The 14,835-nt window shown below is 66.3% G+C and carries 20 protein-coding genes and 1 tRNA gene; 8 read left to right on the top strand and 13 right to left on the bottom strand.

All coding sequences use genetic code 11. The features are described 5' to 3' along the window. Positions 1-140: 140 nt before the first annotated feature. From ACFRJ8_RS05820 to ACFRJ8_RS05810, 3 genes are all read left to right on the top strand, one after another. Entirely contained in the window at positions 141-1,121 is a 981-nt protein-coding gene (locus ACFRJ8_RS05820) for a DNA-3-methyladenine glycosylase family protein (RefSeq protein ID WP_377985215.1), read from the top strand. Positions 1,122-1,241: 120 nt separating this feature from the next. Then, on the top strand, positions 1,242-2,210 hold the full coding sequence (locus tag ACFRJ8_RS05815) for an ATP-binding cassette domain-containing protein (protein ID WP_377985214.1): 969 nt from the start codon (positions 1,242-1,244) through the stop codon (positions 2,208-2,210). Next, positions 2,210-3,022, top strand: a complete 813-nt coding sequence (locus ACFRJ8_RS05810) for an ABC transporter permease (RefSeq protein WP_377985213.1) — start codon at positions 2,210-2,212, stop codon at positions 3,020-3,022. Before ACFRJ8_RS05815 ends, ACFRJ8_RS05810 begins: the two co-directional genes overlap by 1 nt. Here the strand turns inward: ACFRJ8_RS05810 and ACFRJ8_RS05805 are convergent. Further along, positions 3,019-4,695: an AMP-binding protein gene (locus ACFRJ8_RS05805; RefSeq protein ID WP_377985212.1), complete on the bottom strand. Its 1,677-nt coding sequence runs from the start codon at positions 4,693-4,695 to the stop codon at positions 3,019-3,021. The genes ACFRJ8_RS05810 and ACFRJ8_RS05805 overlap by 4 nt on opposite strands. Positions 4,696-4,806: 111 nt before the next feature. Between ACFRJ8_RS05805 and ACFRJ8_RS05800 the strand changes: the two genes are divergently transcribed. Next, the gene (locus tag ACFRJ8_RS05800; RefSeq protein WP_377985211.1) at positions 4,807-5,085 is read left to right on the top strand and encodes a putative quinol monooxygenase; all 279 of its coding nucleotides are present in this window, start codon (positions 4,807-4,809) and stop codon (positions 5,083-5,085) included. A 145-nt stretch (positions 5,086-5,230) separates the two neighbouring features. Here ACFRJ8_RS05800 and trxA read toward each other — a convergent pair whose 3' ends face one another. The 3 genes from trxA to ACFRJ8_RS05785 all read right to left on the bottom strand — a co-directional run bounded on the left by trxA (position 5,231) and on the right by ACFRJ8_RS05785 (position 7,089). Then, positions 5,231-5,644, bottom strand: coding sequence for a thioredoxin (gene trxA / locus ACFRJ8_RS05795; RefSeq protein ID WP_377985210.1), 414 nt, complete (start codon positions 5,642-5,644; stop codon positions 5,231-5,233). A 101-nt stretch (positions 5,645-5,745) separates the two neighbouring features. Continuing rightward, positions 5,746-6,291, bottom strand: coding sequence for an acyl-CoA thioesterase (locus ACFRJ8_RS05790; RefSeq protein WP_377985209.1), 546 nt, complete (start codon positions 6,289-6,291; stop codon positions 5,746-5,748). Between the two features lie 69 nt (positions 6,292-6,360). Then, positions 6,361-7,089, bottom strand: coding sequence for a Type 1 glutamine amidotransferase-like domain-containing protein (locus tag ACFRJ8_RS05785; protein WP_377985208.1), 729 nt, complete (start codon positions 7,087-7,089; stop codon positions 6,361-6,363). 217 nt (positions 7,090-7,306) lie between these two features. Here ACFRJ8_RS05785 and ACFRJ8_RS05780 point away from each other — a divergent pair, with 217 nt between their 5' ends. Continuing rightward, on the top strand, positions 7,307-7,741 hold the full coding sequence (locus ACFRJ8_RS05780; RefSeq protein WP_377985207.1) for a hypothetical protein: 435 nt from the start codon (positions 7,307-7,309) through the stop codon (positions 7,739-7,741). A gap of 13 nt (positions 7,742-7,754) precedes the next feature. On the opposite strand, the gene ACFRJ8_RS05775 is transcribed toward ACFRJ8_RS05780, so the two are convergent. From ACFRJ8_RS05775 to ACFRJ8_RS05760, 4 genes are all read right to left on the bottom strand, one after another. After that, entirely contained in the window at positions 7,755-8,189 is a 435-nt protein-coding gene (locus tag ACFRJ8_RS05775) for a VOC family protein (protein WP_377985206.1), read from the bottom strand. Beyond that, entirely contained in the window at positions 8,189-8,731 is a 543-nt protein-coding gene (locus ACFRJ8_RS05770; RefSeq protein WP_377985205.1) for a GNAT family N-acetyltransferase, read from the bottom strand. The genes ACFRJ8_RS05775 and ACFRJ8_RS05770 overlap by 1 nt, the downstream gene beginning before the upstream one ends. 72 nt (positions 8,732-8,803) lie before the next feature. Then, entirely contained in the window at positions 8,804-9,217 is a 414-nt protein-coding gene (locus tag ACFRJ8_RS05765) for a DUF1801 domain-containing protein (RefSeq protein WP_377985204.1), read from the bottom strand. Beyond that, positions 9,201-9,932: an MgtC/SapB family protein gene (locus ACFRJ8_RS05760; protein ID WP_377985203.1), complete on the bottom strand. Its 732-nt coding sequence runs from the start codon at positions 9,930-9,932 to the stop codon at positions 9,201-9,203. Before ACFRJ8_RS05760 ends, ACFRJ8_RS05765 begins: the two co-directional genes overlap by 17 nt. A gap of 197 nt (positions 9,933-10,129) precedes the next feature. Here ACFRJ8_RS05760 and ACFRJ8_RS05755 point away from each other — a divergent pair, with 197 nt between their 5' ends. Next, positions 10,130-10,594: a DUF1810 domain-containing protein gene (locus ACFRJ8_RS05755; protein WP_377985202.1), complete on the top strand. Its 465-nt coding sequence runs from the start codon at positions 10,130-10,132 to the stop codon at positions 10,592-10,594. On the opposite strand, the gene ACFRJ8_RS05750 is transcribed toward ACFRJ8_RS05755, so the two are convergent. The 3 genes from ACFRJ8_RS05750 to ACFRJ8_RS05740 form a co-directional block, all read right to left on the bottom strand. Then, on the bottom strand, positions 10,591-11,736 hold the full coding sequence (locus ACFRJ8_RS05750; RefSeq protein WP_377985201.1) for an EAL domain-containing protein: 1,146 nt from the start codon (positions 11,734-11,736) through the stop codon (positions 10,591-10,593). The two genes, ACFRJ8_RS05755 and ACFRJ8_RS05750, sit on opposite strands and share 4 nt — an antisense overlap. Further along, positions 11,733-11,909 (bottom strand): DUF1059 domain-containing protein, encoded by a 177-nt coding sequence (locus tag ACFRJ8_RS05745; protein WP_377985200.1) that lies wholly within the window; start codon positions 11,907-11,909, stop codon positions 11,733-11,735. The genes ACFRJ8_RS05750 and ACFRJ8_RS05745 overlap by 4 nt, the downstream gene beginning before the upstream one ends. 150 nt (positions 11,910-12,059) lie before the next feature. Next, entirely contained in the window at positions 12,060-12,653 is a 594-nt protein-coding gene (locus ACFRJ8_RS05740; protein WP_377985199.1) for a DinB family protein, read from the bottom strand. A 120-nt stretch (positions 12,654-12,773) separates the two neighbouring features. On the opposite strand from ACFRJ8_RS05740, the gene ACFRJ8_RS05735 reads away from it, so the two are divergent. Then, a complete protein-coding gene (locus tag ACFRJ8_RS05735; RefSeq protein ID WP_377985198.1) occupies positions 12,774-13,343 on the top strand; it encodes a LysM peptidoglycan-binding domain-containing protein in 570 nt (189 codons plus the stop codon). 181 nt (positions 13,344-13,524) lie between these two features. Here ACFRJ8_RS05735 and ACFRJ8_RS05730 read toward each other — a convergent pair. Further along, positions 13,525-13,606 (bottom strand) — tRNA-Tyr (locus ACFRJ8_RS05730). 162 nt (positions 13,607-13,768) lie between these two features. Continuing rightward, the gene (locus ACFRJ8_RS05725) at positions 13,769-14,023 is read right to left on the bottom strand and encodes a hypothetical protein (RefSeq protein ID WP_377985197.1); all 255 of its coding nucleotides are present in this window, start codon (positions 14,021-14,023) and stop codon (positions 13,769-13,771) included. 198 nt (positions 14,024-14,221) lie between these two features. On the opposite strand from ACFRJ8_RS05725, the gene ACFRJ8_RS05720 reads away from it, so the two are divergent. After that, complete coding sequence (locus ACFRJ8_RS05720) at positions 14,222-14,713, top strand: YajQ family cyclic di-GMP-binding protein (protein WP_018773569.1); 492 nt, start codon at positions 14,222-14,224, stop codon at positions 14,711-14,713. The last annotated feature ends 122 nt before the right edge of the window (positions 14,714-14,835 follow it).

Raw genomic sequence — 14,835 nt, 5'->3', positions numbered from 1 at the left:
TCGGGCCAAGAGGCGGGCGTGGACGATCCACGCCACAGCCGGATTTTAGTCCCGGCAGCGCCGGAGGTTAAGGGCCCTACGGCCTATGCTCCGTTGCTGCGGATGCGGCCGCTGTCAGGGGGACATGGGAACATGTTCGAATGACCGTTGTAGACGTCCCCGCAGGCCTCGCCGCCGCGGCGGACGCCTCCTTGCGGTGGCGGCCGGGCGGCCCGTTCGACCTGATGCAGACCATCGGCACGCTCCTGCGCGGCCACGGCGACCCGTCCATCCGCACAGCCCCGGACGGAGTCTGGCTCGCGTTCACCACCCCGCACGGTCCGGCCACACTGCGCCTGGCAACCGCCGGGCCGCGGGCGGACCCGGCCGTGGACGCGCAGGCCTGGGGGCCCGGAGCGGTCGACGCCGTCGACTCCGTGCCCCGCATGCTCGGCAGCGAGGACGACTGGTCCGGCTTCGACGAGCCCGCGTTCCACGCGACGCTCCCGCGCATGGTGGTTGAAGCCCGACGCCGGAACCTCGCGATCCGGCTGCCTGCAACTGGCCGGATGATCGATTCACTGGTGCCGACCATCCTGGAGCAGAAGGTCACCGTGATCGAGGCCCGCCGCGGGTACCGCTACCTGATGTACCGCTTCGGGACGGCGGCGCCGGGTGCTGGCACCGTGGCTCCCGCCAATCTGCTGGTCCAGCCGACGGCTGCGCAGTGGCTCCGCATTCCGTCCTGGGAATGGCACAAGGCAGGGGTGGGGCCGCAGCGTTCGGCAACCATCATGCGGGCGCTGCGCTCCGCCGCCGCGCTTGAACGCCTCGCCGCCCTTCCCGCCGCCGAGGCACGGACCAAGCTGCAAACCCTCCCCGGAATCGGGGTGTGGACGGCGGCGGAGGTGGTGCAGCGCACGCACGGGTGCCCGGATTCGATCGCGGTGGGCGACTACCACCTCGCGGCCTACGTGGGCGCCGCCCTGACCGGCCGCCGCACGGACGACGCCGGCATGCTCAGGCTGCTGGCCCCCTGGGCAGGGCACAGGCAGCGGGTGGTCCGGATGCTCGGGCTGAGCGGCTTCCGGAAACCGACCTTCGGCCCGCGCATGACCATCCAGGACCACCGCGGCCACTGACCGGCCAGCCGGCGCCGGGCAGTCCCCAATCCGGTGGACCGACCCCACACGGCGGGTATACCGTTGCGGCATGGCGTCCGGCAGCCCAGGGCGCCCGTGCCTCGCCCCCTGGAGTGCGCAGTGATCCACACCCGGAAACTCACCAGAAACTTCGTCGTCAAGAAGGAAACTGTAGAAGCCGTCAAGGGCATCGACATCGATGTCGCGCCAGGTGAGCTCGTAGCGTTCCTCGGCCCGAACGGCGCGGGAAAATCCACCACCCTGAGGATGCTGACCACGCTCCTGAAGCCCACGTCCGGGACTGCCACGGTAGCGGGCCTGGACGTCGCGACAGATCCCGCAGGGGTGCGGGCCAGGATCGGCTACATCGGACAGGGCAACGGCGGGGGCCACAGCTACCGGGTCATCGACGAGATGGTCATGCAGGGCCGTTTCTACGGAATGAACGCCATGGACGCCAAGGCCCGCGCCGAGGAGCTGCTCACGTCGCTGGAGCTCACCGACCTCGCGAAACGCACCGTCATCAAGCTCTCCGGCGGCCAGCGGCGGCGCATGGACGTGGCCTTGGGGCTGATGCATTCCCCACAGCTGCTGTTCCTTGACGAACCGTCCACCGGCATGGACCCGCAGAACCGCGCGAACCTCTGGGAGCACATCACGCGCATGCGGGCCGAGCACGGGACCACGATCGTCCTCACCACGCATTACATGGACGAGGCGGATTCGATGTCGGAGCGGGTGATCGTGATCGACCACGGGAGGATCATCGCCGATGACACTCCCGCGCGGCTCAAGGCCGACCTGGCCGGAGACCTGTTCGCGGTGGAGGTCGCGGCAAGGTCCGCGGCCGGAGTCCGGCCCCTCCTGCTGCGCGCCGCCGCGGGTGGCGAAGTGGAGGAAGGCGCGTACGACGGCGTGGTCCGCTTCCGGCTCCGGATCACTCACGGCTCCCGGCTGGCTCCGGGGCTTCTGAACCAGATGCACGACGCCGGGGCCCCCGCCTTGTCCATGGAACTCAAGCCTCCGACGCTGGACGATGTGTTCCTTGAACTGACCGGGCGCAGCCTGCGGGAAGGAGCGGACGCCTGATGCTTGGGCAAACCACCCGGGACGAAGCGGCGCTGAAGAAGCCCGGGCTTCGGCAGGTCCTGCGGGACACTTGGTATGTCTTCTGCCGCGAGATGCTGCTGCCGTTGCGCGACCCTTTTTCGCTGGTCTTTTCCTTGCTTCAGCCCCTGGTCTTCCTCGCCCTGTTCGGGCCTTTGCTCGGATCCGCCGTGGGGGCTCCGGCCTTCGGGGGCCAGTCCACACTGCAGTGGTTCCTGCCCGGCGTCGTGGTGATGATCGCGCTGTTCGGCACGTCCATGACCGGATCCAACCTGCAGTACGAGCTCATGACGGGCTCCTACGAGCGGATCCTGGCCACGCCTCTGTCCCGCTCCTCACTGATGATCGGGCGGGCGCTCAAGGAGTGGGCGCCGCTGGTGGTGCAGGGCATGCTGATCGCCATAGTGTGCGTGCCCTTCGGATTCACCTTCTACCCGTTGCATGTGGTGCTCGGCCTAATCATCCTGGGCATCTTCGGCATCGGTTTGGGTGCCCTGTCCTATTCGCTGGCCCTGGTCTCGCAGAGCAAGGAGTGGATTTTCTGGGCTGTGCAGCAGACCCTCCTGTTTCCGCTCATGATCCTCTCCGGCATCATGCTGCCCATTGAGGCCGGACCGGACTGGATGCAGGTGGCGAGCCGGTTCAACCCGCTGACGTATCTGGTGAACGCGGAACGCGAACTGTTCGCCGGATCCATCGGCCCGGACACGCTGTACGGCCTCCTCGCCGCCGTCATGACAGCAGTCATCGGCGTTGTTGTGGGCATCCGGACCATCAGCCGGAGCACCCGCTAGAGGCCGAGCCTCGCCGCGGCCTCCTGGCGCATGTCCACCTTGCGGATCTTGCCGGAGACGGTCATCGGGAAGCTGTCCCGGACATCCACGTAGCGCGGGATCTTGTAGTGCGCCAGCTTGCCGCGGCAGAACTCTGCCAGGCTGGCGGCGTCCATCGGCGCGGCGCCGGGCTTCAGGATGACGCAGGCCATCAGTTCCTCGCCGTATTTGGCGTCCGGGACGCCGATCACCTGCACGTCCTGGATGTCCGGGTGGGTGTAGAGGAATTCCTCGATTTCGCGCGGGTAGACGTTCTCGCCGCCGCGGATCACCATGTCCTTGATCCGGCCCTCGATCACGATGTACCCGGCGTCGTCCATCCGGGCGAGGTCCCCGGTATGCATCCAGCCGCCGGCGTCGATCGCCTCCGCCGTCTGGTCCGGCTGGTTCCAGTACCCCTGCATCACGGCGTAGCCGCGCGTGCAGAGTTCGCCGATCCCGCCGCGCTCCAGTACTTCTCCCGTTGCCGGGTCCACGATCCGGCTCTCCAGGTTCGGCATGGTCCGGCCCACGGTCTCGGTCCGCTGGGCCATGGTGTCCACGCTGCGGGTCATGGTGGACACCGGCGAGGTCTCCGTCATGCCGTAGCAAATGGCGACGTCTGTCATGTTCATTTCGGTGATGACCCGGTTCATCACCTCGATCGGGCACAGCGATCCGGCCATGACGCCCGTGCGCAGGGTCGAGAGGTCGTAGGAGGCGAAGTCCGGCAGGGCGAGCTCGGCGATGAACATGGTGGGCACCCCGTATAGCGAGGTTCCGCCGAAGTCCTGCACGGCCTCCAGCGCCGAGGCCGGCGTGAACGCCCGGCCCGGGATAATGGTCGCGGCGCCGTGGCTGAGGGCCGCGAGGTTCCCGATCACCATGCCGAAGCAGTGATAGAAGGGCACCGGGATCACCACGCGGTCGTGTTCGGTGTAGCCCAGCTGCTCGCCGATCGAGTAGCCGTTGTTGAGGATGTTGTGGTGCGTCAGCGTGGCGCCCTTCGGGAAACCTGTGGTGCCCGAGGTGTACTGCAGGTTGATGGCATCGTGGGGGTCCAGTTCCGCCATGCGCGCCAACAGGTCCGAATGCCCGACGTCGTCAGCCCGCTTGAGCAGCTCGGCGTAGGTGCGCTCCGCGTCGTTTTCGGGCTCGCCCGCGGCCAGGCCGTCCAGGCCGGCATCCGGGAGGAAAACCAGTTCACGCAGGTCCGGGCACGCCGCCAGCGCCTGCCGCGCCATCCCGGTGTAGTCGCTGTTCCGGTCCGACGGCGCGGTGACCAGCATCCGCATGCCGTTCTGCTTGACCACGAACTCGAGCTCGTGGCTGCGGTAGGCGGGGTTGACGTTGACCAGGATCGCCCCGATCTTCGCGGTGGCGTACTGCAGGATGGTCCATTCGGCGCAGTTGGGGCTCCAGATGCCAATCCGCTCGCCCTTCGCGACGCCCAGGGCGAGGAGCGCACGCGCCAGGCGGTCGACGTCGTCGTTCAATTTCGAATAGCTCCACCGCCGGGCCTCTTCGCCGGGCACCGCGGCCGCCTCGATCAGGGCGTCCTGATATGGGAACCGCGCGGCAATCCGTTCGAAGTTCGCGCCAATGGTTTCCTCGAGCAGCGGGACGTCAGTGTCCCCGGCTGTGTAAGCAAGCATGATGTGACGCTACCAACTGACCGGAGGCAAAAGAAGAGCGAAGCTTGGAAGTCCTATGAAATCTTGGGTCATCTTCCGGCGCCGGCCCGGCGGCCCGGTAGGGTAATTGCCATGACTGCACCCGTTGACCTTCAGGCCATTTTCATCCCCAACGACGGCGAATTCTTCCGCGTGAAGCTCGCCCTGGACATCGCGATTGACGAGGTGGTCAATGAGCCCGGCTGTATCCGCTACGAGCTCACCGAGGCCAGCGAGGACAAGCTCGTGCTGACCGAACGGTGGGCCAGCCAGGCGGACCTGGACACGCACTCCAAGGGCACAGCTGTCCAGGATCTGAACGAATCCCTCAGCGCGCTGCTGGCCGAGCCGGTCAAGCTGGAAACGCTCTAGGCATTCCGCCCCCAGCCAACGCCCGATAGGGCCCGCAAAAACGCGGGGTCATGCCGCGCCGAATCCCGAGGGGGTTTAGAGGCGCGGTGTGACCCCGCGTTGATTTAAGCCGTGGAATTTAGCCGCCGATTTGAGGCGTTGGGGTTCAGGCTTCCGGGATCTGGGTCCCGTCCTGGCTGGCCGCCGCGACGGCGGCCTCGGCCTGCGAGCGGGCCACGTGGGCGTGGACTTCCTCCATGTCCAGGGCCTTGACGGCGTCCACCACCTGCTCAAGCTGCTGCGCATTCAGGGCGCCGGGCTGCGAGAACACCAGGACCTTTTCGCGGAAGGCCATCAGCGTGGGGATCGACGTGATGCCGGCCTCGGCAGCGAGCTGCTGCTCGGCTTCGGTGTCCACCTTGGAGAAGACGACGTCCGGGTGCTTCTCGGAGATCGCCGAGTACGTGGGGCCAAACTGCTTGCACGGGCCGCACCATTCGGCCCAGAAATCGACGAGGACGATGTCGTTATCCTCGACTGTCGATGCGAACTGTTCACCTGTGATGTCTACGGTAGCCATGAGTCAACGGTACGGGAGCAGCCGTGAATTGTCCCCGGCATTTCGCTGTTGGCACATCCCGGCAGGCCGGCGGGGAGATCACGCCCAGGCGTGCGGGGAGGTCATGCCCAGGCGTGCGGGGCCGGACGCCTGGCGCCGGGCAGGGCATTGGTTTCGCGCCATTCGTGGATCCACTCGGGCAGCTCCAAATCCGATGGCGGAGCGCCGAATGCGCGGATGATTTCGTCTTGGCTGACGGGCTTGCCCTTGCTGAGAAGCCGGGTGGCGATGTAGGCCCGCGCGTAAACCTCGCCGTCCACCACCATCCGCTGCTCGAAGTAGATGGCCTTCGAGTCGAGGCCGATGATCCTGGATTCGATGGTGTACCGCTGCCAGAGCTGCAGCGAACGGCGGAAGGCGATGGTCTCCCCCGCCGCCACCGGCGTCCAGCCCCGGCGGCGCATCTTTTTCCAGGTTCCGCTGCGGGCCATGAGATCGAAGCGTCCGAGGTCCATGAGCGAGAAGTACATGCCGTTATTGACGTGCAGGGCGATGTCGATATCCGTGGGCAGGACCCGCAGCGGTAGCGAGGAATTGTCCCAGATGCTCAGGGGTGAGCGGCGCGAGGACGTGAACAGCAGGAGGAGGGTCCGGAACAGGAGGTGCATGCGTCAATGTTACCCATGAGTAACAACCGTGCCAAGGGGGCAAGGTACCAAGGGCATGACGGCGAACGGCTAGCTGCGCCCGGACAGAACCGAGACGGTAGCTTTCGCGCCAGCGCCGCGAATGGTCCAGCAGTTCCCGGTGCCGATCACTTCCAGCTCCTCCAGGTCCGCCTGGTGCAGGACCAGGGCAGTGTTCTCATCCACGGCTGCCGCGCGGTCCACGAGGCCTTTCGCCACCGCCCCGACGGCCCGGCCGAGCGTTCCGGCCTGCGCGGCGTGCACGTCGACGGCGAAGGACACCAGGCCCAGCCCGCTGCGGATCTCCACTTCCTCGAGACCCTCCGACCAATCCACCGGGCAGACCTCGGCGCCGCGTATTACATAGCCGCCCACGATCGCCCGCACGGGCGCCACCATCGCGCCGGCGGAGAATCCCATATACGGCACACCGTCAGAGACCACCCGGCGGATGGCCTCCGCGGACGGCAGCAAGCCCTCCAGATAGCCAGGCGTCGGCCCGCCCCCGACGACGATCCCGTCGACGCCGTCGAACGCGGCAGGGTCGGCGCCCCGGGTGAAGCCGAGAAGGACCGGGACGACCTCGCAGGCTACCCGGGACTCCAGCGGCTCCAGATAGGCAGGCAGGAAATACGCTGAACTGCCCTCGTGGTCAAAGAGAACCACGGCGACGCGGGGAATCCTGCCGGGGGCCCGGTGCCGGAGTTCCTTAACGAACCGGTCGAAGACGGCAGGTGTGGTGACGGTGTCCGGGCCCCCGCCGACAAGGATGATGGTCATGGCTTCAAGGTACCCGGATCCGGGGCCGGCCATGGGCCCGGCGCGTCTGCACCAGCCGTGGCCCACGCCGCGCCGGCCGCGGCGGCTCCAAAGTCTCTCCAGCGATTGACCGGCCCGGACTGCCAGGAACATAATCGGAATCGGTACTAGCTGCACCCCACGACTGCGCCGACCATGAGGCCGACGGCAGAGCATTCAACGGAAAGCGGTCGTCACTATGAGTACTGCCCATCATCCTGTCGCTTCGACTGGCTGGACCGGTTGGGTCCGTTTCGCCGGTGTCATCCTGATCATCAACGGCGTTTTCAGCGGCCTTCAAGGTCTCGTCGCCCTCACCGGGCCCGACACCTACTATCTGTCGACCCCGGGCGCGCTGTTCCTCTTCGATGCGAAGGGGTGGGGCTGGTGGAATGTGGCTCTCGGGGCACTCCTGATCCTCACCGCCATTGCGCTCTTCTCCGGTGCAACGTGGGCTCGAGTGGTTGCTGTCGTCGTTGCCGGCATCAGCGCGGTTGTTCAACTGATGCTCATTCCGGTGCAGCCCTGGTGGTCCTTCATCGTCATCGCCATCGACGTGCTGATCATCTACGCGATCATTGCCCACGGCGAGGAACTCAAGGCCGAACAGACGCCTCCGTCAACCACTCCGTAGGGCACGGACTCGATCAGTCCGAGGCAACCAGCTCCACTTCGTAGCCGTCCGAATTTACAAGGTAGGCGGCGAAGTGGCCGGGGCCTCCGGCGTGCGGGTATTTCTCCGGAAATAGTTCGGCCCAGCCGTAGCTGAGGCCCTCCCCCGCCATGGAGTCCACGTGCTCCCGCGTCCCCGCGCTGAAGGCGAGATGGTTCAGGCCCGGCGCGGTGCGCTGGTGCACTGTTGCGCTCAGGGCCGGGGACTGCTCGACGACGATATACGTGGGCCCGCGGCGCCAGCTGCACCCGTGGGCCCAGTCCTGGTAGGCCTCGTAGCCCAGCCGGCCCAGCAGCCAGCCCCACTGGTCCCTGGCCCGTGGCAGGTCCGGCACCCAGAGCTCAACATGGTGGAGGGCACCAAAGTCCGCAGGCGGAGTCGGAACGGGTGCACCCGGAACAGCCGCCATCAGTACAGGATCCGCTGGAACAGGATGTGGTCCTGCCAGGAACCGGCGATCCGAAGGTACCGGGGGGCCAAACCGATCTCCTCAAAGCCCGCCCGCTTCAGGATCCGCTGCGACGCGGAGTTGTGCGGGAGAGTGGCTGCCTGCAGCCGGTGCAGGCCCAGCTCGTTCCGGGCGGTTTGGACGGCGAACTCCAGCGCTGCCGTGCCAATCCCCCGCCCGGTCGTGTCCTTGTCCACCCAGTAGCCGAGATTGGCGCTGAGGAACGGCCCCCGGACAATCCCGCTGAGGTTCATCACCCCGATGATCCGGGAACCTTCCACCAGAACCCAAGGCACGTCCGATCCCGCGATGAACAACCCGAGCTTGGATTCAATGCTGGCGGCCTGTCCGTCGGCGGTGAAGAATTCCTCGGACCGCACCGGCTCCCAGGGCGCCAGGTGCTCCCGGTTCCGCAGATAGGCATCCGCCAGGGGGCCGGCGTCGGGCCTGCGCAGCACGCGCACACGCACAGTCTCCGTCAGGGCGATGCTGTTCTCGGTCATCCGGAGACTCTAACGGTCATCCCGAACGGCTTCAATCAGCGTGCACGGCAGTTTGGGAACGGTCATCGTGTTTCATCGGCCAGACTTGAGTTTCCGCCAGCCGCCGGCCCGGTTGTTTGCGATGATCTGCCGGAACATCGCAGTGAGGGCCTGGCCGGAGATGGCTTCCCCCTGGGTGAAAGCGACGGTGCGGGCAGTCTTGTTGTCGTGCCCGCCGGTGATGATGCCCTCCGGGTCCGGGACGATCCCGCCGTCGTACAGGAAGACGTTGACGTGGTCCTTGGCCGCGAGCAGGGCGCAGATGTTGCCGTCGAGGACGAAGTACGGCTGCGTGGTGCGCTTGATGGTCTCGCCGACCGCCGGGTCGGCGGCATGGACAAGTTCACGCACCTGCGCGCAGATTTCCTGCTGCCAGTCCGGCAGCTCCGCGATGAACGCGTCAACCCTGGGATCCCGCCGCTCCGGGCTCTCAGGCACTGTCGTCATCGTCGTCCTCGTTCGGGTCGGAGCCGAGCACGGTGACGGTCTTCACACCGGGCACCTCCAGGAGCGACGGGACGAGCTCCCGCAGCGGAAGATGACCGTGGAAACGGATGTTCATGAGAACGATCGGTTTTTGTACGTTGCCCGATTTCTTGGTGCTCAGGATCGATGAGCTGAACCCCATGTTGGTGGCCAGCTCCAGCACTTGCCTCAGCACGCCTTGATTGTCCGCGTAGCCCACATGCAGGACTCGGTTGGTGTCGGGCGTAGGTATTTTCCTGACCGCGGGCGAAACAACGTACAAGGTGATGAGATGGAAGGCGGTCAGCGAAATCGCCAGGGAAAGCATCCCGGCCCCGCAGGCCATGCCGACGGCGGCCGAAACCCAAATACTCGCGGCCGTGGTGAGGCCCCGGACAACGTTCCTCCCCTTGAAAATCACCCCTGCACCGAGGAAGCCGATGCCGCTGACGATTTGGGCTGCAATGCGGGACGGGTCCAGGGTGCCCCCGGGTCCCTGGACGGCGGCGAAGCCGTAGGCGGAGATAAGGGTGAAGGTGCACGATCCCAGGCCAACCAGAACGTGGGTGCGGTAGCCCGCGCTCTTCTGCCGGACCTGCCGTTCGACGCCGATCAGGGAGCACAGGACAAATGTCGCCAGCAGGAGCCCGATTTCCACCAGTGTGGACCCGGTGAACAGCCCAAATGCGTCGTACATCCGCCCTCCGACTCGGCCGAGCGTGGCGCCCGGCCAACCGTGAGGTGCGCCACCGACTCTCGAAATTGATACTACCGCCGCCTGTTGTTGGGGAGTAGGGCGGGGTTGGGGAGTTGGGCGGGGGTGGGGCGTCGGGCGGGGGTTGGGCGCTTCCGCGGCCCTGTCGCTTCACTGCCTGGCGACGTAGCCTAGCGAGCATGGAAGAAGACCCCTACGATCTTGAACGGTTCGTGATCGCCCAGGACGCCGGCGGAACTTACGGGCATGCCTTGGCGGAGCTGAGGTCGGGGATGAAGCGGAGCCACTGGATGTGGTTTGTTTTCCCCCAGCTCGCAGGCCTGGGGCACAGCGAAACGGCCCGCAGGTATGCCATCTCCTCCCTGGACGAGGCCCGGGCCTACCTCCGGCACGACGTCCTTGGCCCGCGCCTGCGGGAGGGGGCCGCCGCGGTGGCTTCCCTGGAGGGGCGGTCCGCGGTGCAGATTTTCGGCGGCATCGACGCGCGGAAGCTGCACTCGTCCATGACGCTGTTCCGGCTGGCGGCCCCCCGCGAATCCGTGTTCGGCGATGTCCTGGACCGCTATTTCGACGGTTTGGAGGACCCCGGCACGGTACAGCTGCTGGCGGAACGGCCAGGCGATCCGGACCCGGCCGGCGGTTAGCTGTCCGCCAGGGCCGTGATCATCCGTTCCATGCGGGCGACGCCGGCAAAGCGGCCGGCGTTGTCCGTCACCAGCAGGGGGTCAAACCGGCTGGCCTGGGTCCTCGTCATGGAGCGGGCCAGGGCCTCGCTGATCGGAGTGTCCAGATTGACGCACATTCCCGGGCTGACCACACCCAGGGCCGCCGCCGCCGGGTCGAGCACAGCAACGGGCCGCAAATGCTCGCCCATCAGCACCACCGACTGCAGGGCGGGGCTGTCATCAAACGCGGCGGCCGCCGTCGCCGTCGTGGTGGCCGTCGTCGCGGGTTCCACGATGTCCCGGATAACGCCCTGGTGGGCCACCGGTGGTTTGGACGCGAGTCGGTGGGCAACATCAAGGTCGATCGGTTCCCACGCCGGCCCGGGCCTGGCCAGGCAATACCCCTGCACCAGCGGTACGCCGAGGGCGACGAGGGCGTCCAGTTCCTCCACCCGCTCCACTCCTTCGGCCAGGATCCAGGCGTCCACGCGGCTGGCAAAGGTTCCGAGCATGGAGACCAGGGCGCGCTTGGCCTCGTCACGGTCGATGTCCTGGATGAGTTCACGATCGATCTTGATCAGCGAGGGCCGCAGCGCCAGGAGGTGACGGAGTCCCGCGTAGCCGGCCCCGGCGTCGTCGATCGCGATCAGCGCGCCCGCAGCGCGCAGCTGGTTGAGGTCAGGCTCAAGCTCCAGATAGGAGTCGATCGGGGTTTGTTCCGTAAGTTCAACCACCAGCCCGCCGAGGTTTCCCTCACTGCGCCAGATCTCACGGATCCCCTCCGTCAGCAGCAGCTCCGGTGAGACGTTCAGGGTCAGGAAGCAGTTCGCAGGCAGGGTGGGGCGTGCCGCGAGCGCCACCCGCAAGGCCGCTGCCTCGAGCTCGGCCGCCAGGCCATGCGTGCGCGCGGCGGCAAACCACACTTCAGGATTTTTTTCGGCGAAACCCGGAAACCGGGCCAAGGCCTCATAGCCCACCACTGTGCCGCGGGCAGTATCAACAATGGGCTGGTAGGCGGCGGCAAGGCCGACACCTCGGCAGGCGGCCGCCAGGTTCTCGTTCCAATCCGGGCCCGGAGCGGCCCCGGCGTCGGGCGGGTGGCCGCCTGCCTCGTGAATCAACTAACGGAAATGATGGCTTTGTGAACCGACTGCACGACGTCGGCCGGCAGCTCCTCCAGCCCATGTGCGGACGCAGCATGGGCCGCCACATTCACCAGAATTTCGTCATCCGTACTGCACACCCAGCGGGCTTCGCAACCGGGAACCACATCACCACAGGCAAACGACTTCACGATCGCTCCTTCTTCTTCAACAGCGGACGGGACCACCCTACGTTGGCGCTGCCTCGAAAACTGAGATTTTGCTTTCAGAACATTGGGTGTTGCCGGCAGCGTGTCGCCGGCTAGGCTCGCCGGTTGCTATCGGCCCGATGTGCGCCCGCGCTACCGGCCTGGCGCGCCTGCTGCGGCGGCGACGGCGGCCGCCTCGATGCGGGCCCGGTGAACAGCCCACTCTTCGGGGGTGCGCAGGGAGAGGTTCGGGTCCCCCGGGCGCTGGCCGGCCCTGCCGTCGATGAGCTCGCGCAGGATGTCCGCGTGGCCGAGGTGATGGGCCGTTTCCACGCACATGTGCACGAGGATCTGGTGCAGGGTCACGTGCTTGCGCTCGTCCGGCCACCAGGGCACCACGCCGGGTGCGTCCAGGGTGAGTTCATCGATGGTGGCGTCGCTGTGCACGGCAGAGAGCCGGTGCAGCTCCGCGATCTGCTCGCGCGTCTCACCAGGGGCAGCCCACATGTCGGCGTCCGGCTCCGCATCGTCGGCGAACCATGGCAGCTCCAAGTCGCTGGGCCGGCCAAAAACCTCGCCAAAGTAACCGACTTCAACGCTGGCCACATGCTTGACCAGACCCAGCAGGTTGGTGCCCGTGGCTGTGAGGGGCCGGCGCGCGTCGTACTCGGTGAGCCCGTCAAGCTTTGCCAGCAGGCTGGCCCGCCGGGTGCGCAGGTAGGTATGCAAGATCGCCTTTTCGTCCATGACCGGCACTATACCCAACCCGAGGAGCCCCACCCTGCGGAAACGAGGCTTCATCAAACGTATGGAATAATTGGGCCTAACGGGCCTCGGGGGGAGGCCCCGAATGACAGGACAGCCAGCGTGAGTCACGGTTCCGGTGTAAAACGCGTCCGGACGGCCGCCGCAGTTGTTCTGGCCGCGGTTCTCGCCGGCCTGCTGACCGCCTGCGAATCCGGCCCGGACGCCCCGGGCGGAACCCCGGCGGCCGCTTTAACGTCCCCAGCACCCACTGCTACGTCCCCGGCGCCCTCGGGCCTGCTGGGGACGACCGAACTGAACGGGTTTTACCAGCCGATGCGCTACACGGCCGTCGACGGCGACACCTGGGAGGGCATCGCCGCCCACTTCAGGATGACTCCCGAAATCCTCAGGAGTTTCAACGATTCGACGTCCGTTGCCGCGGGAAAGGTCATCGACCTCAGAGGCGTGGACGTACCGCAGTTCGGCGCCAGCGGTAGCGTGACCGGCCAGGACGGGCGGGGGCAGCTCTTGTACAGGACGAGCGCCGGAGATACTCCCGCCGGCATCGCGAGCCGCTACGGCGTACCGCTTCATGCATTGCGGATAGCCAATTTGAATTATCTGACCGGCGGCGAATGGATTCCGCCCGCCGGGACAACGGTGGCCATCCCCAATCCGCCGCTCGACTGAGCCGCGGACTATCGCGGATAGGACACCGCAGTTCACCGTCGGGGGGCGGCTTTGGACACGATTCCCGCCCTCGGGCCTGGTGTCCGCGGTGGGCCCAGGAACGTGGGTGGGTTCCGGCCGAGGTACCGCGGGCAAAGAAAAAGCCTCCGGAACCAATTGGTTCCGGAGGCTTTTCCAAGGGTGGCAGATGAGGGATTCGAACCCCCGTAGGCGTTGCCAGCTGATTTACAGTCAGCCCCCTTTGGCCGCTCGGGTAATCTGCCGAACTTCAAAAAGAAGATCACTCGCGGTTTCCAGTCCCAGAACGCCTGTTTCCAGTCCGTTCCGCTTCCAGCACCCGCGGGCAAGACAACTTTACAGAACTTCCGCCGAAGAATCGAATCGGCGCTTCAGCGGCCCAGAAATGGGCCAAAATGCCCGGAAATTCAGGCCTCTCCGAGAATGCGTCCGGCCAGCCGTGCCTCGAATCGCGCCGCCTGCTCCGGGGTGACCTGGTTCAGCTCGATAGCGCGGGCCAAGTCCGTGTGGACACCGTCCATACGCGCGGACGCGTCGGGTGCCGGGCTGAGGATGATGGAGGCCGCCAGTGCGGCGGCGGCAACGGAGGTCGCCGTCGCGGCCAGCGTAGTGGCAGCGGCGGCAGTGGTGCGGGTGACGTAGCGGACGGCCTTATGGTGCATGTTCTTGCCTTTCAGCAGCGGTTCCAACCCTTGCAACTCTTCCGGGCCTGGCTTCGTTCCCGCAGTGATTGAGCTATGAGCGGACTGTGAAACGTCGTCCTGCCCGGCCGCCCTCCAGAACGGGGGTATCCGTACTAGGCTGGAATGCAGACAACCGGCCTCACACCAGGCACCCGGCTAACCATCAGGAGAAAAGTCATGGCAGGCGAATCCACGTTCGACGTCGTCAGCAAGGTAGACAAGCAGGAGGTCGCCAATGCGCTGAACCAGGCACAGAAGGAAATTGCCCAGCGCTACGACTTCAAGGGCGTCGGCGCCGAGGTTGATTTCAGCGGCGAGAAGATCCTGATGAAGGCCAACTCGGAAGAGCGGGTGCTGGCTGTGCTCGACGTGTTGCAGTCCAAGCTCATCCGCCGCGGCATCTCGCTGAAGTCCCTCGACACCGGCGAGCCCTACGCCTCCGGCAAGGAATTCCGGCTCGAGGCCTCCATCAAGGAGGGCATCGCCCAGGACCTCGCCAAGAAGATCAACAAGCTGATCCGGGACGAGGCCCCCAAGTCCGTCAAGTCTCAGATCCAGGGCGACGAGCTCCGGGTGACGTCGAAGTCCCGCGATGACCTCCAGGAGACCATGAACCTGCTCAAGGGCTTCGACGAGGCCGACCTGCAGTTCGTCAACTTCCGCAGCTAGCTTCCCGTCCGCGGCGCAAGTTTCCTCACGACGCGCAAAAGGGCTGGCGACACCCGTATTCGGGGGTAGCCCCCCCATTTGCGCGTCCAGGTACTATTTTCGCCGCGGCCGGGCCGCCGCCG

Source organism: Arthrobacter sp. NPDC056886, from assembly GCF_042788715.1.
Classification (GTDB): domain Bacteria; phylum Actinomycetota; class Actinomycetes; order Actinomycetales; family Micrococcaceae; genus Arthrobacter.
Note: the sequence above shows the minus strand (reverse complement) of the source record. Positions and strands in the feature narration are given on the sequence as shown.

Bases quoted from the DNA above. Each gene is read 5' to 3' on its own strand.
- ACFRJ8_RS05790 (WP_377985209.1), bottom strand. From the start codon at position 6,291: ATGCACCTCCTGTTCCGGACCCTCCTCCTGCTGTTCACGTCCTCGCGC.
- trxA (WP_377985210.1), bottom strand. From the start codon at position 5,644: ATGGCTACCGTAGACATCACAGGTGAACAGTTCGCATCGACAGTCGAG.
- ACFRJ8_RS05785 (WP_377985208.1), bottom strand. From the start codon at position 7,089: ATGACCATCATCCTTGTCGGCGGGGGCCCGGACACCGTCACCACACCT.
- ACFRJ8_RS05770 (WP_377985205.1), bottom strand. From the start codon at position 8,731: ATGACCGAGAACAGCATCGCCCTGACGGAGACTGTGCGTGTGCGCGTG.
- ACFRJ8_RS05805 (WP_377985212.1), bottom strand. From the start codon at position 4,695: ATGCTTGCTTACACAGCCGGGGACACTGACGTCCCGCTGCTCGAGGAA.
- ACFRJ8_RS05720 (WP_018773569.1), top strand. From the start codon at position 14,222: ATGGCAGGCGAATCCACGTTCGACGTCGTCAGCAAGGTAGACAAGCAG.
- ACFRJ8_RS05740 (WP_377985199.1), bottom strand. From the start codon at position 12,653: ATGGACGAAAAGGCGATCTTGCATACCTACCTGCGCACCCGGCGGGCC.
- ACFRJ8_RS05810 (WP_377985213.1), top strand. From the start codon at position 2,210: ATGCTTGGGCAAACCACCCGGGACGAAGCGGCGCTGAAGAAGCCCGGG.
- ACFRJ8_RS05800 (WP_377985211.1), top strand. From the start codon at position 4,807: ATGACTGCACCCGTTGACCTTCAGGCCATTTTCATCCCCAACGACGGC.
- ACFRJ8_RS05775 (WP_377985206.1), bottom strand. From the start codon at position 8,189: ATGGCGGCTGTTCCGGGTGCACCCGTTCCGACTCCGCCTGCGGACTTT.
- ACFRJ8_RS05765 (WP_377985204.1), bottom strand. From the start codon at position 9,217: ATGACGACAGTGCCTGAGAGCCCGGAGCGGCGGGATCCCAGGGTTGAC.
- ACFRJ8_RS05755 (WP_377985202.1), top strand. From the start codon at position 10,130: ATGGAAGAAGACCCCTACGATCTTGAACGGTTCGTGATCGCCCAGGAC.
- ACFRJ8_RS05760 (WP_377985203.1), bottom strand. From the start codon at position 9,932: ATGTACGACGCATTTGGGCTGTTCACCGGGTCCACACTGGTGGAAATC.
- ACFRJ8_RS05820 (WP_377985215.1), top strand. From the start codon at position 141: ATGACCGTTGTAGACGTCCCCGCAGGCCTCGCCGCCGCGGCGGACGCC.
- ACFRJ8_RS05780 (WP_377985207.1), top strand. From the start codon at position 7,307: ATGAGTACTGCCCATCATCCTGTCGCTTCGACTGGCTGGACCGGTTGG.
- ACFRJ8_RS05725 (WP_377985197.1), bottom strand. From the start codon at position 14,023: ATGCACCATAAGGCCGTCCGCTACGTCACCCGCACCACTGCCGCCGCT.